The following is a 26,989-nucleotide window of genomic DNA, read 5'->3' as shown; positions in this document are numbered from 1 at the left end:
CGCGTCCGTGGGCTGGGTCGTCCGGGTCGAGGCCGGCGGCGGCCAGCGCCCGGCGGTCCAGTGGCCAGTGGTCGGCGTGGACGCTGGCCCGCGCGCACCTGCCGGAGCCGGTGGGCGTGCAGCTCCCGCACCCCCCGCACATGCAGAGGGGATCGCGGGCCAGGACGCCGGGTCGGAAACGCTGCTCGTGCTCCCTGCCGTACCCGCGCTGCCGTGCGCTGCCGCGCTGCTGCTCCGCCTCGCTGCGGTGCTGGGGGCAGCGGCCCTGGGGAGTGAGGCGGGGGCAGCCGGGGACCGAGCAGACGGTGAGTGCGTGGCGTCTGGCCGTGGTGACCACCTCCGTGGGTGACGTGGCACGGCGGCGGCCCGGGGTTCAGGTCGCCGGGCCGCCGCCGTGAGTGTGTGTCAGCTCAGAGCCGGTTGATACCGATACTCAGCGACAGCCGGATGAGCCGCGCTCGCTCCCGCACGGTCGAGGGCAGTTCGACGGGCACGGGCCCGCACGCACCCTTCAGGCAGTGACTCTCGCCCTCGGAGACGAGGTGGACGTGGCGGCCCTCGCGGGCGAGCAGGTGGGCGGCCTCGTCGGCGCTCCGGGGCGCCTCGACGGTGGTTGGCATGACGCCTCCGGGTACGACAAAGGCCCCGCCATTGGCGGGGCCTCGGGTGTCTGTGGTGCCCGTGTGCGGGCATGGCTGTACGCGGAAAGCGTGACAGGTCGCTGACCTGCGGTCAAGCAGTGTTGGTGGTTCGGCGTTTGAGGACGAGTGCTGTGACGTCCTGGACGGCGTACCAGGGCTGTCCGGTGGTGCCGCCGGAGCGGGTCAAGTGGCCGCGTTGGACCAGTTTGCGGACGCCTCCGAGGCTGATGCCCAGGGCGCCCGCGGCCTGGTGGGCGGTGAGGTAGCCGGGGCGGATGATCTGCGACTCCATGGCCCTATGGTGCGGCATGGTCATGCAGCGTGTCGCCGGCCGCCTCGCTGGCTGATTCTCTGATGGCATGACAATGCCCCCGACCACATCGGTCGGGGGCATTGTCAGCGGCCCGGGGTGCATGTCGTCGTTCACGGCCGCCATTCCTCGCGGTAACCAGGGCGGTCCGCATAGGGGGCAGCCAGCAGGCGCAACAGGTCACCGTGTACCTCGTCCCACCCCATCATCGTGGCGTGGCTGTTGATCCTGCCGATCATGCGCCGCTTGGCGTCGATCTCGCGCAGTACCCGGGCCGGATCATGCTCGGCCACATGCGGCGCAAGCGCCGGCGCGCCCACCCTCGGATACCTCCACTCGATCGCCGTCACCGGGGTCGACTGCCGCCCGGATACGGTCAGGCGGCGGCAAAACACCACGTTTCTCGCCGCGTCCAGCCGCCATTCGGCATCGACGTGATCAAGGGCACGCGACACGATCCGCTGGTCTTCGTCGAGCTGCGCGCCGAGCCACTGCGCTAGGTCGTCCATGGGGTCATCCTCTCGTAGCGGTTTCGGATGTCGGACCGGTTCGGGGAGAGAGCCAGCGTCGGAGAGAAACGGGACCCGGACCCAGCCTGTGACGCGTCCTCGGCAAGATCAGGATTGATCACCATGTCCAATCAGGTGGTGAGGTCGGGCGCCATGCCCGCCGTGTAGGCGGGGAGGTCGGGGCGGATCTTCCGCAGGTCGGCCTCGGTGTACTCCAGGCGGCGGGTGGAGATGGCGACGAAGAGGGCGCCGCAGGGCCGGTCACTGCGCGGGCCAGGTGTGCTCCATCCGTCCGCGATGCGGTTGTGGTGGGTGTCCTGGGTGAAGGCGCCGCGGCGGCACCGGCTGCATGTGCTGGTGTAGTCATCAACCAGCAGGACGGCGGTGTGCTCGGTGGTCATGACGGTCATCCTCTCGTGGTGGTGTCGTCGCCGGGGGCAGTTCGGGTGATCTGTGCAGGGGGCGGATGCGGGGCGGTGCTGAAGGGGCCGAAACTCGAAACTGTGCAGCTCACGGCCGATATCGGGGGTGAAACCGGTTTCGGATCATGGTGAAACCGTGGGCGTGATCCGAAACCGGCTTCGGGGCCCTACTCGGCGTCGTCGGCGGGCGCGATGTCGGTCCAGCGCAGGCCCTTGGCGCCGCCGCAGCACTCGCGGATGGTGAGCTGGCGGGTGGACACCCTGAACGGCTTCAGGGCTGCGCTCAGCGCCGTGGACGCCCCGGCGGCGTCCATCTCGGTCCACGGCCGGTACAGGTCGGCCCGGTAGGCGGCGAGGGCCTCCACCAGGCGGTGCGAGTGGACCGTCTCGACTCCGTCCGGCCAGATGGCGTGCAGGTGGTCGAGGACGGTCTCGACGTCCTGCTCCTCGACCCGGGCGCCGACGGCCTGCCCGGTGAGGGTGCCGGCGGCCGTGCGGAGCGCGAGGGCACGCTTGCCGATCTCTTCGGCTTCGGTCTGCTTGATGAATGCGGCCCGCACGGTGAGACCCTCGCGGCCCCGGGCGAGGATGCCGGTTCCCTGCTCATCGATGCTGATGTCGGTGGCGCGCAGGCCTCGGTCGTAGGCGCCGGTGCCGAGCACGTTGTTGTTGGCCCGCCAGTCCATGACGGCCAGGCACAGGCGGGTGCCGACGCTGCTGGACACGGAGGACGGCAGGGAGGGGGCGTCGGGGTTCTGGGTGAGCAGGATGAGGATGATCCCGTAGGCGCGCCCTTTCTTGATGAGGCGGGTGGCCAGGGCGGCGGCCTCGTCCTTGTACTCGGGGTGGGTGAACAGCTCCTGCACCTCATCGATGACGATGACGCGGGGGCCGAGCTGCTGCTCCGGGTAGCGCTCGGCGAGGGTGCGGGTGACGCGCCGGCCGTCGGGGACCTCGGAGGCGGGCAGGTCCTTGATGAACTTCGCGCGCCGCTGGTACTCGGCGATCCCGGAGCGCATCCCGGCGAGGGCGGCCTCCAGGTCCTCGTCCTCGTCGCCGGACACGTAGCGGTGGCAGACGGGCTTGACCGAGTCGAGGTCGCCGGAGCCCTTGAGTTCGTAGATCCACAGTTCGGCGGTGGGGTCGAGGGCGACGCCGAGGACGATGGCGAGCGCGCACGAGGTCTTGCCGGAGCCGGGGATACCGCCGACCAGCAGGTTCGAGTACATGAGGGTGATCTCGATGAGGTTGCCGCGCGGGTCGAAGCCGTAGGGCAGCGGCTCGTACACGTCGGCGGTGCCCTGCTTCATGAGCGGCCATAGCTTGCGGCCCGCTTTTGCCGGGTCGCGCTGGGCGACCCACAGGACGAGGCGGCCGGGGTGGGCGGTGCGGTCGACGGAGGGCCACACGGTGCTGATGGGGCGGCGCATGGCGGCGGCGAGCGCGGCGCGCTTCTCCAGGACGGCGGTGGCCTCGACGCCGGGCGGGAGGTCGACCTCGGCGCGCCAGCCGGGGCCGTCGCGCATGACCTCGGAGGCGAATTCGGCGCCGCGCTTGCCCTTCTTGCCCTCGATGCCGATGGCGGCGAGGGCGTCGAGGACCTCGGTGGAGTCGAGGCGGCGCAGGATGTTGGTGGCGACGTAGCGGGTGACCAGCGGCTTCCCGTCGCTCTTCTTGCCGCCTAGGCCGATGAGGGTGGCGGCGGCGAGGGTGGCGGTGAGGGTCCAGCCGGGGGCGAGGAAGCAGCCGGCGAGGGTGGTGATGCCGGTCATCGTGGCGACGGCGAGGGAGGCGAGGCGGCGCGGGCGGACGCGGCGGGAGTGCTCGCGGGACAGGGTGAGCCAGGCGTCGATGTCGGCGTGCGCGGCGGCTCGGGCCTCGACGGGGCGGGCCTCGGTGTCGGCGACCCAGCGGCCCCAGCGCAGGACCATGCGGGCGAGGCCGCGGGGCGCGCGGGTGAGCAGGCGCAGGGCGTAGACGGGCAGGCGGATGGCGTGGAAGGCGGTGACGTGCCCGTAGTAGGACGCGGTCCAGCGGGCGGCCGTGGCGAACTCGGCGGCGTTACGCAGGAAGGTTGGCAGGACGGGCGGGGCGTCGGCGAGGTAGGCCTGACGTTCGGCGACCCAGGTGCCGGCGGGGGCCTGCTCGGCGGGCGGGTCGACGGGGCGCGGGGCGGCGTCCTGGACGACGTCGATCACGGTCTCGGTCAGGGTGTCCTTGGCCTCCTCGGTGAAGGCGTAGACGTCGGGCTGGGCGGGGTCCTTGTGGAGCTGGATCACGTTCTCGGTCATGCTGTTCGGGTCCTGCCTCTCGATGAGGTGTGGGATGCCCGGGACGGCCGTCGCCCGGCCAGGTTGAGCGGCCGTCCCGGGGCGTGGCTACTTGAGGCGGCGCAGCTCTCGTTCGAGGCGGCGGCCGGCCTGCTCGTGCTCCTGCATCTGCCGCCGGGCGGCGGCCCGTTCGGCGCCGGAGCTGGTGCGCATGGTGACCTTGGCGCTCGCCGCAGCCCGGCGGCTCTCGGCGAGGCGGCGCTCCAGCTCGGCGACCTCGGCCTTGCCGCGCTCCTCGGCGCGCTCCTGGATGCGGTCGACCTCGCGCTTCAGCCGGTCGTCGATCGTGTCCTGGTCGCGGTCCCCCGCGAGGGACTGCTTGCCGGCCTTGATGACGAGCCAGGCCATACGGCGCTTCTCGGCTGCGGTGTACGACGTGGGCATGGTGACCTCCTGGTCAGTTGCTACTGCGGACGCTGCGCCACATGGAGCGCAGGACGAGCAGGCAGGCGGTGGCGCAGCACGCGCCGATGGCGATGGCGATGGAGGCCAGGGCGAGAGCGAGCGAGCAGACGCACGCCACTCCGCCGATGACCAGCCACTTCTTCGCGTTGAACTCCGGGGCGGGCGGCGCCTGGTGCTGACAGGCCGGCCGATGCGGCTGGGCGCTGGCCACCTTGGCCAGTTCCACGGCGGCGAGGGCGACCTGTACGGCGGCGCTGTTGACCGCGGCCTCGGAGGCGGCGGCCTCCGCCTTGGCGAGGGCGTCGCTCACTTCGCCCACCGCCGGACGCGCCGGACGAGGTGGGGCCAGGCGACGACTCCGCCGGCGAAGGCGAGGAGCGGGGGCTGGGAGGCGACCGCGGTGGCGCCGAACAGGACGATGCCGAACAGGGGCGGCCAGATGACGAGGAGCGCCAGGACGATGCCGAACAGGATGCGCATCATGCGTATCCACCCTCCATCGGGTCGGGCTGCTGGGTGGGCGGGGCCTTCTTCGCGGCCCGCGACAGGGCGGTGCGGATGTACGGCTCACCGACGACGAGGCGGCGGTGCTCGGCGATGTGGGCGGCGATGTCGCGGGGTGATGCGCTCTCGCCGAGGGCGGATGCGGCCTCGGCGACGGCGCCCGCCACGTCGAGGGGCTCCAGCTCCCTGACCTGCGGCGCATCAGGTGCATCAGGTCGATGCGCTTCGTACTCGGGGGGCTTGTGGCCGAGGACCAGGGCGACCACCACGGCATCGACGTGCACGCCGTAGGTGCCGAGGATGGAGGCGAGTTCGGCGGGCGGCGCATCAGGTCGCGCATCAGCTGCGAGGCGCACGGCGTCGGCCGGGTCCATCTCGGCGAACCGGGCGCGCAGGGCCTCGGTCGCGGAGACGGGCCGGGGCGGTTTTGCTGCGGACGATCTGTCCGCAGCAACCGTGCCGCCGTACATGGATGCGAGGGCCGCATCAGCTCCGTCGCGGACGCGGGTCCGCTGGACGTCGACCAGGCCTGCGCCGAGTTCGGCGTCACCGACACCGACGTGCTTCGCGAGGCGCCAGTACCTGCGGACCGCGGCGTCCTTCTTGTCCTCGTCGGGGTGGCCGGCCGCGACGGCCCGGTTGAATGCGATCTTCCGAGCGACGTCCGCGTTGCGGCGCATCGTCTCGGCGTCCAGGCCCGAGCGGTAGACGACGATGCTGCGGGCGACGAACCCGAGGCCCTCGGCGGCGCCGGACATGGCGAGCGGGGTGACCGCGTACACGGCGGCCTCGCGGGGGCTGCCCGCGATGGAGATGCCGACCGAGCTGGCGGAGATGGGGGCGGCCCACATGCCGGCCCGGACGACGGCGGGCGAGGCCATGTTGAGCATGGTCCGGCCGAGCATCACCAGGGCGAGGATCAGGGTCAGGCCCTCGCCGGCGGCGACGACACCGGCCGCGGTCGCCTGCCGGTGGAACTCGGCGACGGCGTTGCTGTACGTGCCCCAGGCGCCGAACGATCCGACGACGACCATGGCGACGGCCGCGGTGCCGAGGACGAGGCCCTGGCCCCAGGTCAGTTCTCTGCGGGTGCTCACTGGGTCTCACCTCGCTCGGCGTCGAGGGAGGCGAGCAGGGCGCGGACGCGGCAGTCGAGCGCGACGGCGGCGCGCAGCATGTCCGTGTAGCTGTGGATGTTGAGGGGCGCGGTTTCGGCGAGGATTTTTCGGGTGACCGCGATCTCGATGTCGAGCGGGTACACGTCGGTGGTGACGTGGTCGGGCTCGCGGAGCGGGTCGAAGGGATGGTCTGCGGGGGTGGTGGGCGGGTTGGTGGTCATCGGCCCTCGCCCTGGTGTGCGGTGAAGTAGCGGAGGGTTGCGGCGGCCGTGAAGACGCGGGAGGCGGTGCCCTCGGGCGCGTCGGGGAGGGCGACGGGCCTGCCGTTCTTAATGACGGCGAGGAGCCGGGCGCCGTGGTGCTCGCAGGCCTCGGCGCCCCGGCTGTTCGGGTCGAGGATGAGGACGACGGGCGAGCCGTCGCACGGGGCCGCGTCGTCGGTGAACGCGGCCGGGCAGCGTTCACCCAGGTCGCTCAGCTTCTCCGATCGGGGGACCTCGGTGTCGAGTGCGCGGAGGATCAGGCGCAGCGCCTCGCGGAGGGCGACGGGGTTGCCGCTGCCGAGGACGCGGCGGCCGAGGTCGACGGCGACAGCCAGGTCGCTGGGCTCGGCGGCCGGAACGAACGCGGTGTAGGCGCCGACGGCGGCGGCGCGCTGCGCCTTGCCCTTGGCGTAGTCGGCGGCGGCGAGGCGGTGGAGTTCGGCGACGCGCTCGCGCCGCATGCTGCTGCCAGTGACGCCGGCCTCAGTGACGCGCACGGTGGTGACGCGGTCGGCGGTGTGGCGGATGGATCCCGCGGCGATGATGCGCCGGCCGGGGGCGATAGGGTTCCGCTGGGTCATGAGGAGCTTCCGTCTCTCTCGTGATCAAGTGGTGCCCCGGCGGCCGGTAGGGTCGGCTTGCCGGGGTTGCCCGCTTTCCGGGCCTATTCAGATGTGGTCGAGGTCCGACGCGGGCGTAGGGTGCCCGTTCCGTACCGGAGGATCGATCTTCGGACTGCGCTGGAGTCGATGCCGAGGTCTGAGGCGACTGCCTCCCTGGTTCCCAGCTCGCGCACCCCGTCTTCGAGCGCTGCCGCTCGTCTCCGGGCACTGGCTGAGATCTGGGTCAGCAGTCGCTTTTGCTCTCGGTCCTCGGCCGCAACTCGTTCGCGCCAATCAGGTGTTGGCACGTCCATCATTCTAGCGTGACCCTAGTGTCACGGCAAGTAGGTCACGTAAGTCGCGCGGACGTCCGGTCCTGGAAGTGCGCGAGCAGCAGCAACTGCGGCTCCGTCCCGTAGTCCGTGCCACACCACCGGCACCGCAGGCGCTCACCAGGCAGACGCGAGAGCACGGCCCCGCATACGCCTCCCTGTTCATCGACCTGAGCCACGCAGTTGCCGAGCCGCTGGGGCCGCGGGCGCGGGTCCCCAACCACGGAGCGGGCCTGAGTGTCGAGCGTCCACACCTCGCGGGCGAGGTCGCCGGCGGCCGGGTACGCAGTGGCAATCCAGTCGACCTGGCCGGCCAGCCAGGCACAGTCTTCTCCGAGGGTCCCGAGCGGCCCCGCCCCACGGTGCGGCCAGCGGACGCGCCGGACGTCGGTACGCCACAGGCGGATGACCTCGGCGGCACGCCCCCAGGTCACCGTGTCGATGACGTCCTCGTTCACGGGCGACCGCGGGCCAGCCGCGCTGCGGGTGGAGACGATCTCCCCCCAGGCGGCGCGGCTCGGCACCAGGTGCTCCCCGACCTCGGCGTACAGATCGGGCAGTTCTCGCAGCGCCTCGACCAGCTCCGCCGTGTGCCGGGTGCACAGGTAGAGGCTGGTTGAGGTGCCGCACAGTTCGCAGGTCACGGGGTGGTGCTCTCCTTCGGTCCGTCGAGTGCGGCGAGGATGGTTCGCACGTGCTTGCAGGGCAGGCCGTGGCAGGCCACCTGGACGCGCTCGGCAGCGGTCTCGGCCGCCAGCGCGCGCTTCTTCCACTCGTCGCCGCGCCGCCAGCCGCGCGAGGCGTTGTCGTACAGATCGTCAAGGTCGTCGTCGGTGATGCTGTCGGCGGTCTTCCGAGGCTTGCTCATGAGGCACCGCCCCGGTGCTTGAACTCCTTGCGCATGATCCGGTCGAACGCGATCAGTTCATCGGCGCTGATCGGCTCGCGGGTGCCCGCCGGGGAGATCAGGTCCGCCGGCCGAGCCGCGCGCTCCAGGAGCGCCCGGTACCGGCGGTCCTCGTCGGCACGGCTGCACTCCCGGAGCCCGGCGTCGACCGGCGCGAGCGACGCGGCGACCATCGTGATGCTGGTCCAGAGGGGAACGTGCCCCCAGGTCTGGACGGCACAGAAGGCGAGCCAGAGGAAGACGGCGCCGTACAGGGCGCACAGGATGCGGGCGAACCAGGTCATGAGACCTCCTTGGGCTTGGCGTGACGGCCGTGCTTCGGGGTGACGGTGTGGGGCGGGGGCGCGTGCCCGTGCCGGGCCCAGTGCGGGAGGTGCTGGCGCCTCAAGCGATGGGCGAGGTGGTCGAGCAGGTCGGGCAGGTCGAACGCCAGGAAGGCGAGGAACAGGGCACAGCAGACCGCGAACCAGAGGAGCCATTCGATGGGCGAGGCTGGCATCACAGGACCGCAGCGACGCGGGCGCCGAGCCACTGGGCGACGTTGACCGAGACAGCGTTCCCGGCCTGCATGGTCTGCTCGCCCTTGTTCCCGAGGACGATGTACTGCTCGGGGAAGCGCTGCGCGAGGAGCTGTTCACGCGGCTGGATCATCCGGTAGTGGCAGTCCTCCAGTGCGGGCGCCGGCGAGGCGATCGCGGCGGAGTCGACCGTGCCCAGGGTGTGCAGCGGCTCGGCCGTGGTCTTCGTGGCTGCGTTGCGGTACGGGATGACGAGCCAGTGGTGACGGCCCTTCGCCGTGACCGTGTCCACGGGGCGGGTGACGGGCTGCGCGGTGGAGTTGCGGCGCAGGGTGACGATGAACGAGTCGTCGGCCTGCGGGGGCACGGCGAGCGCGTGGCCGTCCCGTGCGGTGACGGTCCCAAAGGGCTCCGCGACGCTGCGCACCATGTCGACCGGGCGGGCGCCACCGCCGTAGTTCTTCACGTAGAACGCGCCGTTCGGCACCAGGACCGCGTCACCGATCTTCGCTGTGCGCGCGGCCAGCGGCGCCGCGTCCGCCGGGTACGCGCGGCCGTCGTGGCCGCCGTGATTGACGGTGAGGACCATGCGCTGGTCCCCGATGCGCTCCAGCCCAGCCTTGATCCGCTTGACCGTGTTCGCGGCCAGCGGCGGCAGCTTGTGCTGCGGACGGTCGGCGATGCGCACGCCGAGGTTCGACCAGTCGATGATCGACGCGGCCGGGCGCACGTAGGGCTCGACGATCGTGTGGCGGCAGCGGGACCCGTTGGGGCACCGGTACACGTACTGCTGGCCGTACTTGCCCAGCGGCCGGCCGCCCTGCTTCTTCCAGGACTGGACCGCGTTCACGGTCTCCTCGCACACCGGGCACCAGGCCCGCGGGCGGGGCTGCACGTCCGGCAGCGGGATGCCCACTCGGGTGCAGACGATGTAGATCCGGTCCCGCCACTGCGGCGCCGGGTCGTTGCCGTCCTCGTCCCCGGCGTGCGCCGAGGACAGAGACACGAATTGGATGTTGTAGCCCAGGGTCTTCATCCCGGCGAGCCACACGTCGAACAGCTCCCAGTCCGCGGCCTCCATCACGTTCTCCACGAGGACGGCCTTGTACCGGTGGACCTCGGTCGCGCGGATGACGTCCCAGAACGTGGCCCGGGTCCGCTCGAACGCGGCGCTGGCAACCGGCCCGAACTCCTCCAGGGCGAGCTGTCCGGCCCCGGGGGCGGTACGGCGGCGGCGCCCGCCGGCCGGGGACAACTCGGTGCAGATCGGGGAGGCCCACAGGATGTCCGTCTTGGGCAGGCGCCGCATGTCGTAGTTGTTGACGTCGGCGCACAGGTGGTCGGCGTCGGTGTGGTTCGCGGCATGGGTCTCGATGGCCCGCTGCCAGTGGTTCGCGGCCAGCTTGAGTTCCAGGCCCGCGGCGACGAGACCGGTGGACGAGCCGCCGGCGCCGCAGAAGATGTCGGTGAAGGTGAGGGACATGTCTGCCTCCGTGGTGTGATGGGTGGAGGGCCGGGCCTGATAGCGACAGGCCCGGCTCGTTACGCAGCGGGAGCGAGCAGGGAGTCGAGAACCGACGTCACGTGGTCGGTGTCGATCAGGTCGGCGATGTCCCCGGCGGTGGCCTGCCGAGGGACGGCGATCCCGCGGCGGCGGCAGAGTCCGATCTGCTTCGGGCTGGGCTTGCCCGAGCGCCAGCGGGCCCGGCGGTCGACGAACGCGCCCGGGGTCAGGACTCGTGCCTGCTGCTCCAGCCAGGCGAGGGCCTCGCCGAGCGGGCGGGCGGTGTCCTCGCGCGGCGGCTGCACGCCGGCCTCAGCTGTCCAGCGGCGCATCCGGTAGAGGCGTGAGCCCGGGTCCCGGACGAGGAACAGGACCATGGCGTTCGAGACGCGGATGAACCAGGTGCCAGCGGGCGTGCGCAGCCAGCGGATGGACGAGCCACCGAAGAGGTTGATCTCCTCGGCCGTGATCTGCGCGGCCAGCGCCCGGCGCTTCTCCGTGGCGGTGTGCTCCTCGGCGACCTGCCGCAGGCTCTTGCCCTCCTCCGCCTGGCCGATCTCCCGCTCGGTGAGGTCGACCATGCTGGCCAGCTTGTGGCGGGACGCGGCGCCCATGACGTCGAGCAGCAGAGCGTCCGTCTTGCCAGGCGCCGGGCGGAGACCGCGACCGACCATCTGCACGTACAGGCCGGGCGACTTGGTCGGGCGGGCGACGACGATGCACGACGTGTGCGGCGCGTCGAACCCCTCGGTCAGCACCATGCAGTTGGTGAGCACCTGGACGTCGCCAGCCACGTACCGGGCGAGGGTGGCGCGGCGCTCGTCACGGCCCATGTCGCCCCACACCGGGGCCGCGCTGATCCCGGCGACGGTGAGGGCGGCGGCGGCCTGCTGCGCGGTCGCCACGGTCGGCGTGAAGACGACACCCGCCCGATCGGCAGCGTGCTCGACGTACGCCTTGGCGATGGCGTCGAGCGCGCCCGAGTCCTCCAGCGCTTTGCCGAGCTGGCCGTCGACCAGATCGCCACCCCGGGTGCGCACCTTGTTCAGGTCGAGGGTGTCGACCGTGATGGCCTTGCCACGGACGTCGCAGAGGTAGCCGTCGCTGATCATGTCAAGGATGTCGAGGCGGAACACGACGTCCTGCCACACCTCAGCGAGGCCGCCGTCGGTACGCGTCATGGTCGCGGTGAAGCCGGCCACCGGGACCCCGTCGTAAGCCCCGAAGTGCCTGAGCACCTCCATGTAGCTCGCGGCGGCGGCGTGGTGGCACTCGTCCACGATGATCAGGCCGATGTCGCGGATGGCCTCGCGGCGCCGCTGTACGGCCAGGGTCTGGACGCTCGCCACGATCACGTCCGCGTCCTGGTGGTCGTTGCGCTTCGCCTTGACGATGCCGACCCGCAGCATCGGGTCGACTGCGAGCAGCTTGGAAGCGGCCTGCTCGATCAGCTCCTCACGGTGGGCGATGACGAGGACTCGTCGGCCGCCGAGGGCGTCGAGCATCTGGTGAGCCAGGTGGGAGAACACGACGGTTTTGCCAGCGCCGGTGGGCAGTACGACGGCCAACCGGTTCTGGCCGTCGGCCCATCCCTTGCGCAGGGCCTCGATGGCGTCGAGCTGGTAGGGGCGGGGGGTGAAGGACATGGAGCACCTCGATCCGGTGGAGAGGGGAGAGAGGGGGTACGCACTGCGTACCGGCTGCGTACCGGCTGCGTACCGGGGCAAAAGCGGGTCTGACCTGCCGTTATCTCTCTCTGGAGAGCTAGTGGTACGCAGGTACGCAGAAACAGACAGGGGTCTATGTGTGCGCGCTCGCACGCACGCGCCCGCACACACGCACACGCCTGAGGGGTGCCATTTCCGGGCGAGTGCGTACCGCCCCGAAAGCGGCATCCGGAATGCCTCTGACCTGCGGAGACTCGGGCAACGAGGTGGTACGCACTCGGTGCGTACCACCTCCGTGGCGGCCGTCATGCCGCCTCGTCCTCGTCGCCGAAGCTGACGCCCTTGGGCGTGAAGGCGAGGCACTTTGCGCGGACGCCGTCGAAACGGCGGGGCACGAGGTGCGCTGGCCGCTGGCTCTTCAGCGTCTTCAGGTACTCGGCATCGACCCAGCTACCGACCACCGCGTCGAGCGAGTAGCCGGCCGCTGCCAGGATCTGGCGGACCCGCTCAGGCAGGAGTGCGACCTCGGTGACGCTGTCCTTGGTGGACAGGACGCCGAGCCAACCGGAGTACGGGGGCTTGTCGTTCATAGCCGCGCGGGTGGCGCTGAACAGCTCGTGCGCGTGACCCGCCACGTACTCCCGCAGGACGTCGAGCGCCATGTCGGGCCGGTTGTCGGTCGGGCTGTGGGCGGTGAACAGGCTGCGCCACACGTCGTGTGAGAGCGGCTCGTACGGCAGGAGACCGGTTCGGCAGGCGAGCGTCTCGGCGAGCACCAGGGCGGCCACCATGGGCGCGCGCCGGTTGGTCATGTCGCCGCTGCCGCGGAACTCGTTGACCAGCGTGCGGTGGTGCTCCTTGAGCTTCTCCCTGCCGTTCGGCTGGGCGAGGCCGCTGAGGATGTACCGGATGAACTCCGGTCCTGCGTGCCCGTGGTTGGCGAGAACGCCCTCCCGGGCGGCTGCCGCCGTTGGGCCGCCTCCGTCACCGAATGGGGCGATCGTCGTCCCGAGGATGCGGGCCGCCGCGCCCTGGCTGGTGGTGAAGCTGAGCGCGGGCCGCTCGCCGGATGACAGGAGGATGGTCTCCCAGGGCAGCATGTTGCCGAACGCCCCGCCCGACCTGGCCTTGCCGTGGTTCATCGGGAGTTGGTAGAGCACCTCGTCAATGAGCGTGTCGTCGGTGACGGCCATCGTCTCGTCGAAGACCGTGAGCAGGCCACGCACGAGGTTGAGCCGTTTCTCGATCGCGTACAGCGTGGTGCGCCAGTTGGACATGGCGGAGGCGTGCTCGGACGGGTCGGCCCAGACGCTGAGCGCAACCTGGAGCGCGGTGGTCTTGCCCTTGGTCGAGCGGCTGGAGATGTCGAGGGTGAAGCTGTTGAGGCCGAGCGGCTTGAGCAGGGGGGCGGCGAGCGCGGCGGCGACGGCGACGCGCGGCACCGGGAATCCGGCGAGCGCGGCAACGGTGGCCTGCCAGTCCTCCAGCGTCCCTTTCCTGGCGTGTGCTCGGGCCGGGCCGCGCTGCTCCTCGAACGCGGTGTCGACCTTGATGCCGTCCTCGGGGGAGCTGACGAACGTGCCGTCGTCCTGCCAGCCGAGCCAGCGGGCCAACTGCTCGGACGGGATGCGGTGGACGTTCTCGGCCTCGAACTCGGCGAGCCACTTCTCGACGGCCCGAGCGTCGCCCTCGACTGCCGGGAGTCCGGCGGAGCCGAGGGTCTCGATCAGCTTCCGTCCGCGCTTGGCGGTCTCGCGGCTGACGATGCGGGAGATGCGGCGGGGCCGGCCGAGGCTGCGGTCGATCCAGGACAGCTCTACGTACTGGTCGCCCTCGGGGTCCTCGAAGGTGGCTGTCACCACCAGCGGGGCGAACGTCACGCGGTTCCAGTTCTCACCGCCCTGGCTGAGCACCTCGACGCCCCGCCCAGTGACCCGGTAGTCGTACGGCGTACGGACCGCGGGCGGGAGGCCGAACGTGTCGGCGTAGTCGAAGCCTTCTGAGTCACCAGCAGGCGCGTCGCCCTGCGGCCCCTGCTCCTCGTCCGCCCTGGCGTGCTCGTCCTCGGCCTCGTCCGGCGCCGAGGCAGGGGCAGGGTTCGCCGGGGCAGGGGCCGGACTCACGGCGTGCGCGGTGCTGGGCGCGCCGACGGTGGCCAGGTGCCGACTGCCGTAGCCCAGGCGGGCCAGCTCGCGGGCTGCGGCCTTGTGGTCGCCGCCGTGGTTGAGCAGGGCGTACGCGCCGAATTTCGAGTAGGGCGTCTCGCTCTGGAATTCAGAGCCGGTGGCGAAGACGAACAGGCGGTCGTGCTCGTCCTTGCCGGTCGTCGCCTTCACACCGCCTACGCCGTCCGCCCAACCCCAGTACGTCTCGCTGCCACGGGTGTGCATCGGCCGGAAGACGCCACGGAGGATGTCCTCCCAGGACCCGCGGACCTCGAAGTCGTCGCCGGGGCGCAGGCTTCCGTCGGGCCGGGGCGGCGCGGGGCGCGGCGCCGTCTTCGCCACCTCGGGCTGGGGGAGCTTGTCGACCATCCGGCAGACCTGCCGGATGGCGCCGACGGTCTCGGCGTCGAGGGTCGGGATGGAGCCGGGCCCGCCGGCCAGCCGGACGTACGGGCGCCCGGAGGCGTGGACCGTCCCGCCGGACGGTTCGACCAGGCCGTACCCGCCCTCACCGCGCGTCTCGATCAGGACGCGGACGATGCGAGCGTTCGGCTTCTCGCGGAGCCGCTGCCTCTCCTCGTCGGTGTACTCGTCCTCCTCGGCGAGCCGCGAAGCCAGCTTGGTGTTGCCGGGGACGTCGCCGCCCTCGACACGGAAGCGGAAGTGCCGGCCGCCGGACGGGGACTCGGTGACCCAGCCCGTGAGGATCGCCGCCCATGCCTCGCTGATCCGAGATCCGGACGCTTCCATGATCTCGGTGACGTCCTTGAGCAGGCCCTCGCGGATGGCGAGGCCCTCGAACTCGATCAGCTCCACGCCGCCGGACACCTGGCCGTAGACGACGGCGATGCCGCGGGGGCGGTCGCCTCCGAACCATCCGTCGTGCTGTTCGGGCGTGGTCCTGGTGACCTTGTGTTCGAGCCAGGAGACGGCCGGCTTCTTGGTGCCGTCCGCCTTGATGGGCAGGACGCAGAGGCCTGCGTCGTGCAGGTCGCGGGCAGCCGCCCGGAGTTCGGTGATCTGCGAGTCGGTCAAGGCTGCTCCCCCTGGTGGTACCGGGCGAGGTGCTCGGCCTTGACGGTCTTGGACCAGTCCGGGATAGCGGCGCCGTATACGGGGCCCTCGCGGCGCTGGAGGCAGTTGGGCCGGTGGCAGTCGTAGCGGGCGCGGCCGTGGTCCGCGTCGATGACGAGCAGGCCGACGACCTCGGGGGCGGCCGTGCGGCCCGGGGTGTCCCGGGCCTGCACGGCGGAGCTGGTCAACGTGCCACCGAGGAGGTGCGCGCGTGCCAGGCATCGACGGTCTCGACGTGTCCAGCAGTGGCGGAGGCTTGGAAGCTGGCGGCGAGCTGCTTCTCTTCCGCGCGCCGGGCAACGTCCTCGCGCATCTGAAGGAGGGAGACCGCGGGGTGCTGCCCCTCAGGGACGATCGCCATGGCGTCGCCGTTCGCGGCCCAGATGACGAAGGTCTTCGACGGCTGGTCCTCGGCCCCGGCGCGCGAGACGTGGAGTCGGATGTGCTGGAGCGCGGCGTACTGCCGCAGGGTCTCGCCGGCGAGGAGGTGCTGAACCCAGTCGAAGATGGACTCGGGCGCCCCGGTGATCCTGATCAGTTCGCCGATGGCGTCGAGGCACTCGGCGACGTCCGGCTCGGCGAGCAGCTTGCTCGCCTCGATGGCGGCCAGGGCGCGCGCGGCCTCGGGCGTGGTGGACGGCGTGACAGCCGTGGGAAGCTCAGCCATGAGCGGACCCCGTTCTCTACTTGCTGGCGCTTGTGGGTGCGGACTGCTCTGCTGACGGCGCCCCCGGCTGGACCCCGGGGGCGCCGTCGTTTTCGGTGGCGGGTGCCGACTGGACCTCGGCATCCGCGCGCTCGGTCAGTCCGAGGAAGGCGACGAGGTCGGCGCGGCGCACGCGGAACGCGCGGCCGAACGGGATGACCTCGATGGGGAACTGGCCGTCCTTGATGAGGGCGTAGCCGTTGGTTGGCCCGATGTTCATTGCGGCGAACGCGTCCTTCACGGACGGCATCGCGGGCAGGGCCAACACCTGCTCGGGGGAGTACGCGGCGGTCGTCATGCCGTCGCCTGTGCGGGGATGAACACGCGGCCATCCCGCTCCTGGCGGATCCACAGGACAAGCAACTTGACGCCGAGGGCGTCGGCGATGGCCTGTGCCTTGTGCTCCGGGACGATGCGCTGCGTCCCCGCCATCAGGCCGCCGATCGTGCCGTGTGCGACGCCAGCCTTGGCGGCGAGTTCGCGGCTCTTGATGGCCTCGCCATCGCCGGTGCGCTCCATGAGCGTCTTGAGTCGGTCACTGCTGACGACCGCGTACATCGTGGGTTCTTCGCTCACGTTCACTCCACGGGACAAAGCGTCCAGATTTCTGGACGACGTGAGTGTGAGCATCCCATTGCCTGAACGGATTGTCCAGCTTTCTGGATAGGGGGCGCGTGTCCGTAATCGGCCAATGACTCTTCGCTACCTAGCGGAGTCGTCCAGAATGCTGAACACTTCATCCAGGGGTTGCGATGGACGCCGCGCGTGACCTGCCCGTACGCCTACGTGAACCAGGTAAGGCCTGAACGACGCATGATTACCTCAGTCCACAGGAGTGGCAGGATGAGCCCCATGGCGGCCAATGACGACTCGGTCCAGAACCCTGAACGACGCACAGCGCTGGCGGATCTCATCCGCCGACGCCGGGAACAGTTGAAGCTGGGCATCGCGAGTTTCGCTGACAGGGCGGTCGACCCGGAGACCGGGACGGTCGTGAAGCGTGGCTGGATCCACCGCCTGGAGACCGGCGAGCCGGTGAAGAGTCCTGAGTTCGAGGAGCTGCGCGCCCTCGCGGTCGCCGCCGAGTTGCCGGTCGAACAGTTGCAGGACGCGGCCGGATCGCAGTTCCACGGACGTGACCCATTGAGGCACGGGACCGGCTCGTCCGCTTCGGTCGCGTACGTGAAGAAGATCGACCGGCTACCCGCAGAGCAGCGCGATCGACTGTTCGCCTTCATCGACAGCCTCGTGCCGCCGGACGACGCTGACGGATCGGTTCCGTCGAGCAAGGGTGAAGATCAATAACGCATGCGTTCCCCTCGGAATCACTCTGAGTGACTAATTCGTGCGGGGAGTACACAACCGGGTCGCGTGGTGCGATCATGTCCGAACACCCCGTACCTGGAGGGGTGCAGCTCTAAGTCCAAAATCGAACGCGCTTGCGGGAGATGGGGGAGACTGCATGGAGTCACCGGAGTCGCCTGAGGGCGAGCAGACCGATCCCAGCGGGCCGCAGGATGACGAACGGCCCGCTCGTCCCGCCCGAGCCTGGTACGTCTTCAGCGACGACCTCCCGGACGGCGAGATCCTCATGCCGATCTTCACTCAGCACGGAACGTTCATGGCCGTGCGACGAGGACACATGACTCAGGAACTCATGGACGAACTCAATGCGTCGTTGAGGCACCTGATCGGCACGGGTCTCTGGCAGCCTGGCGACGAGGGCAAGCCGCCCGAGCGAGAGGAGTAAGCGCCATGCCGTCTGCACGCCGGTCCGGAGGCATCACGAGACGATGCGAATGCCGCAATGCAGACGGAAAACTGCTGGGCAAGTCGTGCCCGCAGCTCAGCAAGAAGAACCACGGTTCCCTATCTCTGCGCCAGGAGTTGCCACCCGACGCAGACGGAAAGCGCCGCACCTTCCGGCGCACTGGCTACAGCAAGACGACGGACGCCTCGGCCGACCTCTCCCGGCTACAGGCGATCCTCGACCTCCCCAGCGACGACGACGCTGACGAGCAGCGTCGCGTCGGGGACTTCCTCGCGGACATCGCCCGCCGGCGCGAGAAGGTGCCCGACGTCGCCGAGGTGTCCCGCAAGTTGGGCATCGGCATCCCCCTGGACGGGCGGACAACGATCGGCGACTGGCTCGACAAGGTCATGGCCACCAAGGCGACCCGGGTCACGACGAACCACGGCTACGACAGCCACATCCGCGTCCACCTCAAGCCAGCCATCGGGCACCTCCGCCTGGACCGCTTGAACGTCGGCCACCTTGAGGACATGTTCGCGGCGATCGAGGATCGCAACGACGTGATCCGCGCTGAGAACGCGGCCCGCCGCGAGCAGGTCGAGCGCTGCAAGCGGGGCAAGCCTGGTGCGCCCAAGGCGGCCGAGCGCGCCCAGCTCGCGAAGGAGCGGGCCAAGCTCGCTGAGATGCCACCGTTCCGCCGGATCACCGGGCCGGCCACCAAGCAGGCCATCCGCCGCACGCTTCGCATGGCGCTGAACAAGGCCATGTCCAAGCAGCTCATCACCTTCAACGCGGCGGCCCACGTCGAGCTGGCCGCCGCCTCCCGCCCCAAGGGCAAGCTGTGGACCGAGGAGCGCGTAGAACGCTGGCGGGAGACCGGGGTCAAGCCCGGACCGGTCATGGTGTGGACGCCTGCCCAGCTTGGCGCCTTCCTCGACGCGGCCGAGACGGACCGGCTCTACGCCTTCTTCCATCTGATCTCCCACCACGGCCTGCGCCGCGGTGAAGGCGTAGGCCAGAGCTGGGCGGACTTCTCCCCGACGCGGAAGACCATCACCGTGGCGACCGAGATCGTGGTCGACGGATGGACGCCGATCGAGACGGAGCCCAAGACCGACGGGTCAGCCGGCGTGGTGAAGCTCGACGCGGGCACCGTGCGCGTTCTCCAGGAGCACCGCGAGCGGCAGCAGCGCGAGCGCGCGGCGTGGAACGCCCGGGCGGCGGAGCGCCGGGCCGCAGGCGAGGACGTCGCGGACTGGGCGGACACCGGGAAGATGTTCACGGCGGAGGACGGTTCCTGGCTGCACCCGGACGTCGTGTCCAAGGCGTTCCGTCGGATCGCGGATGGGGCCGGCCTTCCGCCCATCAACCTCCGCGACCTGCGCCACGGAGCGGCAGCCCTGGTGAAGGCTGGCGGCGGCGACATCGACGACGCGAGCAAGAAGCTGCGGCACTCCACGATCGTGCTCACGGCCGACACGTACATGGAGCTGTTCGAGGAGTACGAGGACGAGCTGACGGAGAAGGCGGCTGCTGTCGTGCCGCGCGCTCGGCGGGGACAGAGCGAGGCCCCGCCCTCGGTCGCTGTACCGGGGGCGGGGCCTGCCGCGTCGCAGCCAGCGAGCGCGGATGTGGATGGCTCCGACAGTACGGGCCAGCACTGACAACGGGGCCGCTGCCACGTAGACTTGGGCACCAGTGAAAGGGCTTCTGACCTGCGGGTCAGGGGCCCTTACTGCTGGCCCCGTGCTGGCCCGAAGGCCACGCAACGGCGCGATATGAGGCGATACGAGGCGACGTGAAGCCGTCGCGGTGAACGAACGCTAAACGCCTCTGACCAGCACGAAACGGCATGGCGCGAGTCTCGACAACACAGGGCGATACGGGGCGCGATGGGGAGACGGCAGACTTTTAATCCATTGGTTGTGGGTTCGAGTCCCACAGGGTCTACGGAAGGGCCCCCAGCTCAGAGGCGATCTGAGGTGGGGGCCTTGTTCGTTTTCGGGGTCAGAGTGATCGCGGGCTCGGCCAATGCTCGGCCGAAGTGCAGGCGATCAAGACATGGAGCGGCCCCGGCCAGGGACACGCTCCGGCCGGGGCCTGGTCCCGCTCACCCCCGATTCAGCCTGCGTACGGGGCGAGCGGGAACTGTCCTCCCGCTACCGATGATCCGCCGAACGCACCGGTAGCGGGAATCCTCAGCGGCGCCGGGGCTGTGAGTGGGTCGACCACCCGTAGGCGCTCGTGCCGCGCTCGGGCGCCGCCTGCACCGGCACGCGAACGCACGGGTTGCGGTGCAGGTAGGCGGTCTCTCCGGGGCCCGAGCCCGCGTGGATGGGCTCGGCGTCGTAGGGCTGGCCCGGGCGGATCGTCTTGTCGCAGCGTGCGCAGATCATCGGCGTCCGTCCTTCGCGGTAGGGGCCGGGGTGGCGAAGGCACCGTGGCAGCGGCACGTGCACGTCACGGTCAGGATCGGCGCCTCCCACGAGGGAGCGCCCTTCCGGCGGACGACTGCCGGGCCGCGACACCAGTCGTGCTCACCGAAGCCGCACTCCGGGGTCACGACAGCTCCGACAGCGGGATCAGGCCACGCTGCTCGCGGCACGGAGCGCACGCGTACAGAGCTATGGGCGGCGCACTGTTCCGCTCGATCGCGTCCACCAGGACCGCGGTCCCCGACGGGCCCTTGTGCCAGTGGCACCAGGTGGGGGCCTGCGGGCCGTCGGTGGGGCCTGCGGCTTGCGTAGGCTGCGGCATGTCGACTCCAACCAGTCGGCCGTCCCCGGGGCCGTTCGCGCGGTCGCCGGGCTTTTCTCTGCCTCCCGAGGCTAGGGACGCGGTGTACGCCACAGCCAGTAATGTTCACCAATGTTCATAGCAATCCGATCAACCAGTTCAGTGGCGCATTTGCTCTCTTGACCCCCTACCTCAGACGGCTGACTGTGGTGAACATCTGCGAACGCCCAGAGCGCCGGAGGAAGCGATGACGCTACGGTTCATCGGGATCGACCCCAACACGGGAACGGGCGAAAGCCCGACCGTCTGGGTCGACGACACCAAGAACGAGCTGGTCATCCAGGGATGGACGGCCGGCCCGGAACTCACGGCGGTATGTGCCGCGTTCGAGGTACCGGGTCACGCCGTCGGCATCCCCGAGCACGAGGCAGTAGTCCGCATCCCGGCCCGCATGGTGTCGATCCTGAGGAAGGCGTGCGATGACGCAGAGCGTGCCGAGCTTCGCTGATCTACTGGACAGCGCGGAGCGCACCGCCGTCCACCTGGAGATGCGCGACGCCTACGGAGTCGCGGGCGAGGCCGACGACTTCGAGCACTGGCGGCGCACGGGCGAGCGGGACACCGATCCAACCTCGCCGTACTGGGGGCCCTGGGTGGAACTCATCCGACGGACCGTCAGCCGCGGGGTCGTGGTCCGCCGGGCCCGCATCGTGTCCGAGCCCGTCAGCGACTACATCCGTTACGAGCACGCCGCTACCGAGGTCAACGTCCAGGCCGGCGAACAAGTCCGCTGGCTGCCCCGCCGCCGAGCCTCGGACATCGCGTTGCCCGGCAACGACTTCTGGCTCATCGACGGCCAGCTCATCCGGTGGAACCACTTCACCGGAGCCGGGGCATCGGGCGGTGGCGAGATGAGCAGTGATCCGGCCACGGCGAAGCTGTGCGCGGACGCATTCGAAACCGTGTGGGATCGGGCGATCCCGCACGAGCACTACGAGATCAGCTAGTACGAAAGGCGCCCTGGCCGGCTCATGCCTATCTCCCCGTCATCCTCCGCTCAGGCTGCGCGCGAGCGGGTCGCGGCACGGCTGCGTGACCTCCGCGCCGACGCGGGCATCACAGGTACTGAGCTGGCCAAGCGCTGCGGGTGGACGCACCCGAAGACGTCGCGCATCGAGAACGCGCGGACCCCGCCCACCCCGGAGGACATCCGCCGCTGGTGCCGTGCCTGCGACGCCGAGGGCGACGCCGCGGACATCATCGTCCAGTCGCGCGAGGCCGAGTCGCAGTACGTCGAGTGGCAGCGCAAGGTCCGGGCTGGGCTCGCCCGTCTCCAGGGCGGCTACGTGCAGCTGTACCAGTCGACCAGCCTGTTCCGGGTCTACTCGCCCACCCTCGTCCCCGGCCTGCTCCAGACCGAGGGCTACGCGCGGGCCCTGCTGTCCACGAACGCCCGCATCCTCGACATCCCCGACGATGCCGAGCAGGCTGCAGCTGCCCGACTTGAACGGTCGAAGATCATTCATGAGCCTGGGCGCCGGTTCGTCCTGCTGATCGAAGAGGGCGTCCTGCGCTTCCAGCTCGGCGACTCCGAGGCGATGGCCGCCCAGCTCGGGCACTTGTTGACTGCTGGCGCGCTGCCCGCCGTGTCGCTGGGCATCATCCCGAGCGCGACCCAGGAGCGCCGGCTGTGGCCGCAGGAGCTGTTCCACATGTACGACGACACCCTCGTCTCGGTGGAACTCCTCTCCGCTCAGGTCCGCGTCACCCAGCCCGGCGAGATCGCCCTGTACCTGAAGGCCTTCGAGGAACTCCGCGCCATGGCGGTGTACGGAGCCGACGCCCGGGCCCTGATCGTGAAGGCCATCGACGCCCTCCGCTGACCCGGGACGCGCCTGAGTTCGCGACGGGGTCAGCCCGCCGTCAGCTCGGTCAGTTCGGTCACGTCCGGCAGGGCCGGCAGGGGCAGGGTGTGCTGGGTCTGGAGGACCTTGGCTCGGAGGTAGTGGACGTTGTGGGCCGTGGTGAAGACGCCCGTCGGTACCCGGCGGGACACCGTGATGCCGAGGTCGCGGAGCTGCTCGGCCTTGTCGGGGTTGTTGGAGAGCAGGTCGAGCGTGCCGATGCCGAGCGCCCGGAGCATCTGCGCGGCGGCGGTGTAGTCACGGTCGTCCTCCGGCAGACCGAGCGCGGCGTTGGCGGCGTACGTGTCGAGCCCCTCGTCCTGGAGGGCGTACGCGTCGAGCTTGTTGTAGAGGCCGATGCCCCGCCCCTCCTGCCGCAGGTACAGCAGCACACCGCCCCGCTCGGCGATCCGCTCCACCGCCTCCCGGAGCTGCGGCCCGCAGTCACAGCGGGCCGAGCCGAAGACATCGCCGGTCAGGCACTCGGAGTGCAGCCGGACCAGCGGGTCGGTGCCCGGCTCGCCGATCACGACGGCCAGGTGTTCCCTGCCGTCGGCCAGCCCGTGGAAGGTGACGAGGTCCGCGTCGACGGAGTAACCGTCACCGAAGCGCAGGGGCACCCGGACGCGGGTGCGCACCGTGGCGATGGGGTGGTCGCGCATGTTGTCTCTCCGTCCGGCGGGGATGTGTGCGTACGGGACGGCGTCCCGGCCTGGGTGTGCCGAGGGTCTGCCTGCTTCAGATTTGAAGCAACCCGTCCGGAGTCAGACACTACATCCGCTTTAAAGTTCAAGCAATGGATTACAGGATGGGCGGCAGAGCAGCCCCCGACCCTGTCCCCGCCGCCCTCATGACGAGCAGGAACGCCGCCGCCACGGCAGATCCTCCCCGCCCGCCGCCGCGTCCTCGCCCTGGATGCCCCGCGTGATGACCCCGCAGATCTCCTCCAACTGGCCCACCTGCTCGGGGGTCAGTCGGTCGAAGACGGCGGCCCGGACCGTCGCGACGTGACCCGGCGCCACCTGCTCGACCAAGGCCAGCCCCGCGTCGGTGAGTACGGCCACGTGACCGCGCCGGTCGGTCGGACAGCCCTCACGGCGCACCGAGCCGTCCTTCTCCAGCCGCGTCACGGCGTACGTCAGCCGGCTGCGGGTGATCTTCAGCGTCTCGGCGAGGTCCGTCATCCGCAGCCGCCGCTCGGGCGCCTCGGACAGCCGGGCCAGGATGGAGTAGTAAAGGTGGGGCATGCCCGCCTCGGCCTGGAGCCCGCGGTCGATGGTGTCCTCCAGGAGGGAACTCGCGGAGACGTACGCGCGCCAGGCGCGCTGTTCGGCGGGGGAGAGCCAGCGGGTCGTCATGACCCCAGTCTAGGTATTGTTTAAAACTTGAACCACTGAACCACCGAGCCGCCGCATGAGCCGTCAGCGAATGTCCCCGGAGGAAACATCCCGATGCCCCGTCCCCACGTCCTGTTGTCCGCCGCCGTCTCCCTCGACGGCTTCCTGGACGACACCGGCCCCGAACGGCTGCTGCTCTCCGGCGCGGCCGACTTCGACCGGGTCGACGAGGTGCGGGCGTCCTGCGACGCGATCCTGATCGGCGCCGGCACCCTGCGCACCGACAACCCCCGCCTCCTGGTCAACTCCGCCGAGCGCCGCGCGGCCCGCGTCGCCGACGGGCGGCCCGCCTACCCGCTGAAGGTCACCGTCAGCGGCTCCGGCGACCTCGACCCCGAGGCGCTGTTCTGGCGCACGGGCGGGGAGAAGGTCCTCTACACGACCGACGAGGGCGCCCGGCGCGCCGCCGAACTGCTGAACGGCCTGCCCGGCGTCGACATCGTCCCGACCGGACCGGGACTCGACTGGCGGAAGCTGCTGGAACACCTGCGCGACGTGCGGGGTGTACGCCGGCTGATGGTCGAGGGCGGCGGACGCGTCCACACCCAGCTCGTCACGGAGGGCCTCGCCGACGAACTCCAGCTCGCCGTGGCGCCCCTGTTCGTCGGGCAGCCGGACGCGCCCCGGCTGTTCGGGCCCGGGGCCTATCCCCCCGGGCGGATGCGGCTCGTCGAGACCCGGCCGGTCGGGGACGTCGTCCTCATCCGCTACGTCCCCACCGCCCCCGGCACCGGCCGGACCGCCTCCGCCGCCGACGGCCGGTGGCTGGCCCTCGCCTGCGAGCTGGCGGCGGACTGCCCGCCCTCGGAGACCGCGTTCAGCGTGGGCGCGGTGGTGGTCGCGGCGGACGGCACCGAACTGGCCCGCGGCCACTCCCGCGAGGGCGCCGATCCCCTCGTACACGCCGAGGAGGCCGCCCTCGCCAAGATCGACCCGGCCGACCCGCGGCTGCCCGGTGCCACCGTCTACAGCAGCCTGGAGCCGTGCGCCCGCCGTGCCTCCCGGCCGGCCCCCTGCGCCCGGCTCATCCTCGACGCCGGTGTCCGCCGGGTCGTCACGGCCTGGCGCGAGCCCGACACCTTCGTCCCGGACGCCGACGGCAGCGCCCTCCTCACCTCCGCGGGCGCGGACGTCCTCCTCCTCCCCGAACACGAACACACCGCCAAGGCACCCAACCGGCACCTTCTGGCACCCCGGTAACCACGTGCGCCCCCCCGCCCCCGGGATGCCGTACACTGGTTCTTACGACGCGGGGTGGAGCAGCTCGGTAGCTCGCTGGGCTCATAACCCAGAGGTCGCAGGTTCAAATCCTGTCCCCGCTACTGAAGGCCAAGGGCCGGAACTCGGATTCACGAGTTCCGGCCCTTGGTGTTGGTACCTCTAGTCGGTCCCTCTAGTCGGTCCCTCTAGTCGGTCCCCCTTGTCGGTCCCCCTGCTGGTCCCCGCCGCCTGGTGGCCCGGAATCCCTCGGTCGGGCCACACCGGTCGCCCGGCGAGCGGGCTGCGGGTCTGCTGGACGGGTGGGTCAGCCAGGAGGTGAGGAGCGGGCCGGAGAACTCGACGACCGGGCCGACCGCCCGTCCCCCGGTGATCCGCGGGCGACGCGCGCATCCGCCCCCTCGGGCGACTCCGGGCACGGTCCGGCGGGCAGCCGCCCGGGCCGTATCTCCGTCGTGCGCGCGCTCGTCCGGGTGCTGCCCGTCCTGCTGGTCATCGCCGGGACCTGCTACGACTACTTCACCCCGGCCGGTTTCCCCGCCGCCCCCCTCTTCACCGCCGCCACACTGATCGCCGCACCCCTGTACTCGCTGCGCGGCACCGTCCTCACCGGCGTCGCCGCCGTCGGCGCGCTGCTCTTCGCGCACCTGCGGCTCGGCGTCGCCCTGCGCAGCGACGCGGTCACCGAGGTCGTCACCGTCGCCACCGCGGCCGCCCTCGCCGTCGTCGTCAACGTCCTCGTGCGGCGCAGCGACCAGCAGCTCGCCTCCGTCCGGGAGATCGCCGAGCTGGCGCAGCGGGCCGTGCTGCCCGAACCGCAGGCGCGCATCGACGGTCTCGACGTGGCCGCGCGCTACGAGGCGGCCCAGGCGGACGCGTTCATCGGCGGGGACCTGTACGCCGTGCAGGACACCCCGTACGGCGTGCGGCTGGTCGTCGGAGACGTGCGCGGCAAGGGGATGACGGCGGTCGCCGCCGTCGCCGTGGTCATCGGCGCGTTCCGCGAGGCGGCGGAGCAGGAGAGCACCCTGGAGGCGGTCGCGCAGCGGCTGGAGCGGGCGCTGAAGCGCGAGGGCGCCCGGCGCGCCAACCTCGACGCCGTCGAGGGGTTCACCACCGCCGTGCTCGTGGAGATCCCGCACGACGAGGAGGTCGTCCGCGTCGTCAACCGCGGGCATCCGCCGCCCCTGCTGCTGCACCCCGACGGCACGCTCCTCCCGCTCGCCGGCGGGCCCGCCGCGCTGCCGCTCGGGATGAGCGACCTGGCCGTCACCGCCGACCGGGCGGTCCCGGCCCGCTTCCCGCGCGGGGCGACCCTGCTGCTGCACACCGACGGCCTGTCCGAGGCCCGCAACGCGCGCGGCGAGTTCTACGACCCGGCCGCGCGGCTCGCCGGCCGGATCTTCGCGGGCCCCGAGGCGCTGCTGAACGCCCTCGCCGACGACGTCCGCCGGCACACGGGCGGCGCCCTCACCGACGACATGGCGCTGCTCGCCGTACGGCGCGGCTGACGGGCCCCTACGGCGCGGCTGACGGGCACGTACGGCGCGGCTGACAGGCACGGACGAGTCCGCCCGTCGGGCACGTACGGGTCCGTCCGGCCGTTGTCACGAGGGGTGACCGAACCGTGCCCCTCCGCATAACAACTGACATACCGTCAGACCTGTGTGCTCCGGTGCGGCGCGGTCAACTCGCCCGTCTTTCACCGCCCCTGACCCCAAAGTCCTGGCCAAAAACCGTTAACGATCACTCAGAACAGCTTGGAAAGAGGTAGCCGGGTCTATTAACGTTCGATAACGCAGCGCGGTCGTCCCAGCCGTCACAAGAGACGGCTCCGTGCGCACGCGCCGAATCCCGCAAGGGAACCGGGGAACCACCAACTTGGGGTGAATCGAGCGGATCTCCGCCGTGGAGACACGGTGGGTATACGCGCGTAGGAGACCTTCCTGCTCCGAACCCGTCAGCTAACCCGGTAGGCGAGAAGGAAGGAAAGGAGTGCGCCCA

General features: G+C 70.8%; 34 protein-coding genes, 1 tRNA gene and 1 riboswitch. Of the genes, 9 read left to right on the top strand and 26 right to left on the bottom strand.

The window, feature by feature from the left end:
• Positions 1-410: 410 nt before the first annotated feature.
• The 22 genes from AB0912_RS00245 to AB0912_RS00140 form a co-directional block, all read right to left on the bottom strand.
• Positions 411-620: a hypothetical protein gene (locus tag AB0912_RS00245; RefSeq protein WP_366695122.1), complete on the bottom strand. Its 210-nt coding sequence runs from the start codon at positions 618-620 to the stop codon at positions 411-413.
• A gap of 112 nt (positions 621-732) precedes the next feature.
• Positions 733-933: a hypothetical protein gene (locus AB0912_RS00240; protein WP_366695120.1), complete on the bottom strand. Its 201-nt coding sequence runs from the start codon at positions 931-933 to the stop codon at positions 733-735.
• A 131-nt stretch (positions 934-1,064) separates the two neighbouring features.
• Positions 1,065-1,460, bottom strand: a complete 396-nt coding sequence (locus AB0912_RS00235; RefSeq protein ID WP_366695118.1) for a DUF6221 family protein — start codon at positions 1,458-1,460, stop codon at positions 1,065-1,067.
• A gap of 131 nt (positions 1,461-1,591) precedes the next feature.
• Entirely contained in the window at positions 1,592-1,861 is a 270-nt protein-coding gene (locus AB0912_RS00230; RefSeq protein WP_366695116.1) for a hypothetical protein, read from the bottom strand.
• Positions 1,862-2,049: 188 nt separating this feature from the next.
• Positions 2,050-4,173 (bottom strand): FtsK/SpoIIIE domain-containing protein, encoded by a 2,124-nt coding sequence (locus AB0912_RS00225; protein WP_366695114.1) that lies wholly within the window; start codon positions 4,171-4,173, stop codon positions 2,050-2,052.
• An 87-nt stretch (positions 4,174-4,260) separates the two neighbouring features.
• Entirely contained in the window at positions 4,261-4,596 is a 336-nt protein-coding gene (locus tag AB0912_RS00220) for a DUF6257 family protein (protein ID WP_366695112.1), read from the bottom strand.
• A 13-nt stretch (positions 4,597-4,609) separates the two neighbouring features.
• Positions 4,610-4,927, bottom strand: a complete 318-nt coding sequence (locus AB0912_RS00215) for a hypothetical protein (protein WP_366695110.1) — start codon at positions 4,925-4,927, stop codon at positions 4,610-4,612.
• Positions 4,924-5,100 carry a hypothetical protein gene (locus AB0912_RS00210; RefSeq protein WP_366695108.1) on the bottom strand — a complete coding sequence of 59 codons (177 nt, stop codon included), beginning with the start codon at positions 5,098-5,100 and terminating at the stop codon, positions 4,924-4,926. The genes AB0912_RS00215 and AB0912_RS00210 overlap by 4 nt, the downstream gene beginning before the upstream one ends.
• On the bottom strand, positions 5,097-6,218 hold the full coding sequence (locus AB0912_RS00205; RefSeq protein ID WP_366695106.1) for a hypothetical protein: 1,122 nt from the start codon (positions 6,216-6,218) through the stop codon (positions 5,097-5,099). The genes AB0912_RS00210 and AB0912_RS00205 overlap by 4 nt, the downstream gene beginning before the upstream one ends.
• Positions 6,215-6,460, bottom strand: coding sequence for a hypothetical protein (locus AB0912_RS00200; protein WP_366695104.1), 246 nt, complete (start codon positions 6,458-6,460; stop codon positions 6,215-6,217). The genes AB0912_RS00205 and AB0912_RS00200 overlap by 4 nt, the downstream gene beginning before the upstream one ends.
• Entirely contained in the window at positions 6,457-7,083 is a 627-nt protein-coding gene (locus AB0912_RS00195; protein WP_366695102.1) for a hypothetical protein, read from the bottom strand. The genes AB0912_RS00200 and AB0912_RS00195 overlap by 4 nt, the downstream gene beginning before the upstream one ends.
• A 370-nt stretch (positions 7,084-7,453) precedes the next feature.
• Entirely contained in the window at positions 7,454-8,080 is a 627-nt protein-coding gene (locus tag AB0912_RS00190) for a hypothetical protein (protein WP_366695100.1), read from the bottom strand.
• On the bottom strand, positions 8,077-8,304 hold the full coding sequence (locus tag AB0912_RS00185) for a hypothetical protein (RefSeq protein ID WP_366695098.1): 228 nt from the start codon (positions 8,302-8,304) through the stop codon (positions 8,077-8,079). The genes AB0912_RS00190 and AB0912_RS00185 overlap by 4 nt, the downstream gene beginning before the upstream one ends.
• Positions 8,301-8,627 (bottom strand): hypothetical protein, encoded by a 327-nt coding sequence (locus tag AB0912_RS00180; protein WP_366695096.1) that lies wholly within the window; start codon positions 8,625-8,627, stop codon positions 8,301-8,303. The genes AB0912_RS00185 and AB0912_RS00180 overlap by 4 nt, the downstream gene beginning before the upstream one ends.
• On the bottom strand, positions 8,624-8,842 hold the full coding sequence (locus AB0912_RS00175) for a hypothetical protein (RefSeq protein WP_366695094.1): 219 nt from the start codon (positions 8,840-8,842) through the stop codon (positions 8,624-8,626). Before AB0912_RS00175 ends, AB0912_RS00180 begins: the two co-directional genes overlap by 4 nt.
• A complete protein-coding gene (locus tag AB0912_RS00170) occupies positions 8,842-10,344 on the bottom strand; it encodes a DNA cytosine methyltransferase (protein ID WP_366695092.1) in 1,503 nt (500 codons plus the stop codon). The genes AB0912_RS00175 and AB0912_RS00170 overlap by 1 nt, the downstream gene beginning before the upstream one ends.
• Before the next feature lie 59 nt (positions 10,345-10,403).
• Positions 10,404-12,011: a DEAD/DEAH box helicase gene (locus AB0912_RS00165; protein ID WP_366695090.1), complete on the bottom strand. Its 1,608-nt coding sequence runs from the start codon at positions 12,009-12,011 to the stop codon at positions 10,404-10,406.
• A 326-nt stretch (positions 12,012-12,337) separates the two neighbouring features.
• The gene (locus AB0912_RS00160; protein ID WP_366695088.1) at positions 12,338-15,232 is read right to left on the bottom strand and encodes a DUF927 domain-containing protein; all 2,895 of its coding nucleotides are present in this window, start codon (positions 15,230-15,232) and stop codon (positions 12,338-12,340) included.
• Complete coding sequence (locus AB0912_RS00155; RefSeq protein ID WP_366695086.1) at positions 15,229-15,459, bottom strand: hypothetical protein; 231 nt, start codon at positions 15,457-15,459, stop codon at positions 15,229-15,231. The genes AB0912_RS00160 and AB0912_RS00155 overlap by 4 nt, the downstream gene beginning before the upstream one ends.
• Positions 15,456-15,938 carry a hypothetical protein gene (locus AB0912_RS00150; protein WP_366695084.1) on the bottom strand — a complete coding sequence of 161 codons (483 nt, stop codon included), beginning with the start codon at positions 15,936-15,938 and terminating at the stop codon, positions 15,456-15,458. Before AB0912_RS00150 ends, AB0912_RS00155 begins: the two co-directional genes overlap by 4 nt.
• A 16-nt stretch (positions 15,939-15,954) precedes the next feature.
• On the bottom strand, positions 15,955-16,275 hold the full coding sequence (locus AB0912_RS00145; RefSeq protein ID WP_366695082.1) for a hypothetical protein: 321 nt from the start codon (positions 16,273-16,275) through the stop codon (positions 15,955-15,957).
• Positions 16,272-16,553 carry a helix-turn-helix transcriptional regulator gene (locus AB0912_RS00140; RefSeq protein WP_366695080.1) on the bottom strand — a complete coding sequence of 94 codons (282 nt, stop codon included), beginning with the start codon at positions 16,551-16,553 and terminating at the stop codon, positions 16,272-16,274. Before AB0912_RS00140 ends, AB0912_RS00145 begins: the two co-directional genes overlap by 4 nt.
• A 276-nt stretch (positions 16,554-16,829) precedes the next feature.
• Between AB0912_RS00140 and AB0912_RS00135 the strand changes: the two genes are divergently transcribed.
• The 3 genes from AB0912_RS00135 to AB0912_RS00125 all read left to right on the top strand — a co-directional run bounded on the left by AB0912_RS00135 (position 16,830) and on the right by AB0912_RS00125 (position 19,394).
• Positions 16,830-17,282, top strand: a complete 453-nt coding sequence (locus tag AB0912_RS00135) for a helix-turn-helix transcriptional regulator (protein ID WP_366695078.1) — start codon at positions 16,830-16,832, stop codon at positions 17,280-17,282.
• 157 nt (positions 17,283-17,439) lie between these two features.
• On the top strand, positions 17,440-17,727 hold the full coding sequence (locus AB0912_RS00130) for a hypothetical protein (RefSeq protein ID WP_366695076.1): 288 nt from the start codon (positions 17,440-17,442) through the stop codon (positions 17,725-17,727).
• A gap of 5 nt (positions 17,728-17,732) precedes the next feature.
• Positions 17,733-19,394 (top strand): site-specific integrase, encoded by a 1,662-nt coding sequence (locus AB0912_RS00125; RefSeq protein ID WP_366695074.1) that lies wholly within the window; start codon positions 17,733-17,735, stop codon positions 19,392-19,394.
• 534 nt (positions 19,395-19,928) lie between these two features.
• Here the strand turns inward: AB0912_RS00125 and AB0912_RS00120 are convergent.
• Both AB0912_RS00120 and AB0912_RS00115 read right to left on the bottom strand, forming a co-directional pair.
• Entirely contained in the window at positions 19,929-20,126 is a 198-nt protein-coding gene (locus tag AB0912_RS00120; RefSeq protein WP_366695072.1) for a hypothetical protein, read from the bottom strand.
• A gap of 163 nt (positions 20,127-20,289) precedes the next feature.
• Complete coding sequence (locus tag AB0912_RS00115; RefSeq protein ID WP_366695070.1) at positions 20,290-20,487, bottom strand: hypothetical protein; 198 nt, start codon at positions 20,485-20,487, stop codon at positions 20,290-20,292.
• 226 nt (positions 20,488-20,713) lie between these two features.
• Here AB0912_RS00115 and AB0912_RS00110 point away from each other — a divergent pair, with 226 nt between their 5' ends.
• Genes AB0912_RS00110 through AB0912_RS00100 form a run of 3 tightly spaced genes read left to right on the top strand, consistent with a single transcriptional unit; the run spans position 20,714 to position 22,349 of the window.
• Positions 20,714-20,974: a hypothetical protein gene (locus AB0912_RS00110; RefSeq protein ID WP_366695068.1), complete on the top strand. Its 261-nt coding sequence runs from the start codon at positions 20,714-20,716 to the stop codon at positions 20,972-20,974.
• Positions 20,946-21,473: a DUF6879 family protein gene (locus AB0912_RS00105; protein WP_366695066.1), complete on the top strand. Its 528-nt coding sequence runs from the start codon at positions 20,946-20,948 to the stop codon at positions 21,471-21,473. The genes AB0912_RS00110 and AB0912_RS00105 overlap by 29 nt, the downstream gene beginning before the upstream one ends.
• A gap of 24 nt (positions 21,474-21,497) precedes the next feature.
• The gene (locus AB0912_RS00100; protein ID WP_366695064.1) at positions 21,498-22,349 is read left to right on the top strand and encodes a helix-turn-helix transcriptional regulator; all 852 of its coding nucleotides are present in this window, start codon (positions 21,498-21,500) and stop codon (positions 22,347-22,349) included.
• A gap of 29 nt (positions 22,350-22,378) precedes the next feature.
• On the opposite strand, the gene ribA is transcribed toward AB0912_RS00100, so the two are convergent.
• Together ribA and AB0912_RS00090 are read right to left on the bottom strand one after the other, a co-directional pair.
• Positions 22,379-23,032 carry a GTP cyclohydrolase II gene (gene ribA / locus AB0912_RS00095; RefSeq protein ID WP_366695062.1) on the bottom strand — a complete coding sequence of 218 codons (654 nt, stop codon included), beginning with the start codon at positions 23,030-23,032 and terminating at the stop codon, positions 22,379-22,381.
• A 186-nt stretch (positions 23,033-23,218) separates the two neighbouring features.
• Positions 23,219-23,728 carry a MarR family transcriptional regulator gene (locus AB0912_RS00090; protein WP_366695061.1) on the bottom strand — a complete coding sequence of 170 codons (510 nt, stop codon included), beginning with the start codon at positions 23,726-23,728 and terminating at the stop codon, positions 23,219-23,221.
• A 93-nt stretch (positions 23,729-23,821) separates the two neighbouring features.
• Between AB0912_RS00090 and AB0912_RS00085 the strand changes: the two genes are divergently transcribed.
• The 3 genes from AB0912_RS00085 to AB0912_RS00075 all read left to right on the top strand — a co-directional run bounded on the left by AB0912_RS00085 (position 23,822) and on the right by AB0912_RS00075 (position 26,496).
• A complete protein-coding gene (locus AB0912_RS00085) occupies positions 23,822-24,967 on the top strand; it encodes a dihydrofolate reductase family protein (protein ID WP_366695060.1) in 1,146 nt (381 codons plus the stop codon).
• Between the two features lie 48 nt (positions 24,968-25,015).
• Positions 25,016-25,089, top strand: a tRNA-Met gene (locus tag AB0912_RS00080).
• A gap of 342 nt (positions 25,090-25,431) precedes the next feature.
• On the top strand, positions 25,432-26,496 hold the full coding sequence (locus AB0912_RS00075) for a PP2C family protein-serine/threonine phosphatase (protein ID WP_366695667.1): 1,065 nt from the start codon (positions 25,432-25,434) through the stop codon (positions 26,494-26,496).
• A gap of 324 nt (positions 26,497-26,820) precedes the next feature.
• Positions 26,821-26,979: riboswitch (cyclic di-AMP (ydaO/yuaA leader) on the top strand.
• Positions 26,980-26,989: the final 10 nt, after the last annotated feature.

Origin of the sequence: Streptomyces sp. NPDC007084 (assembly GCF_040703595.1) — a bacterium.
Classification (GTDB): Bacteria; Actinomycetota; Actinomycetes; order Streptomycetales; family Streptomycetaceae; genus Streptomyces.
The sequence above is the reverse complement of the archived record's forward strand: the minus strand, read 5'-3'. Positions and strand labels throughout refer to the sequence as shown.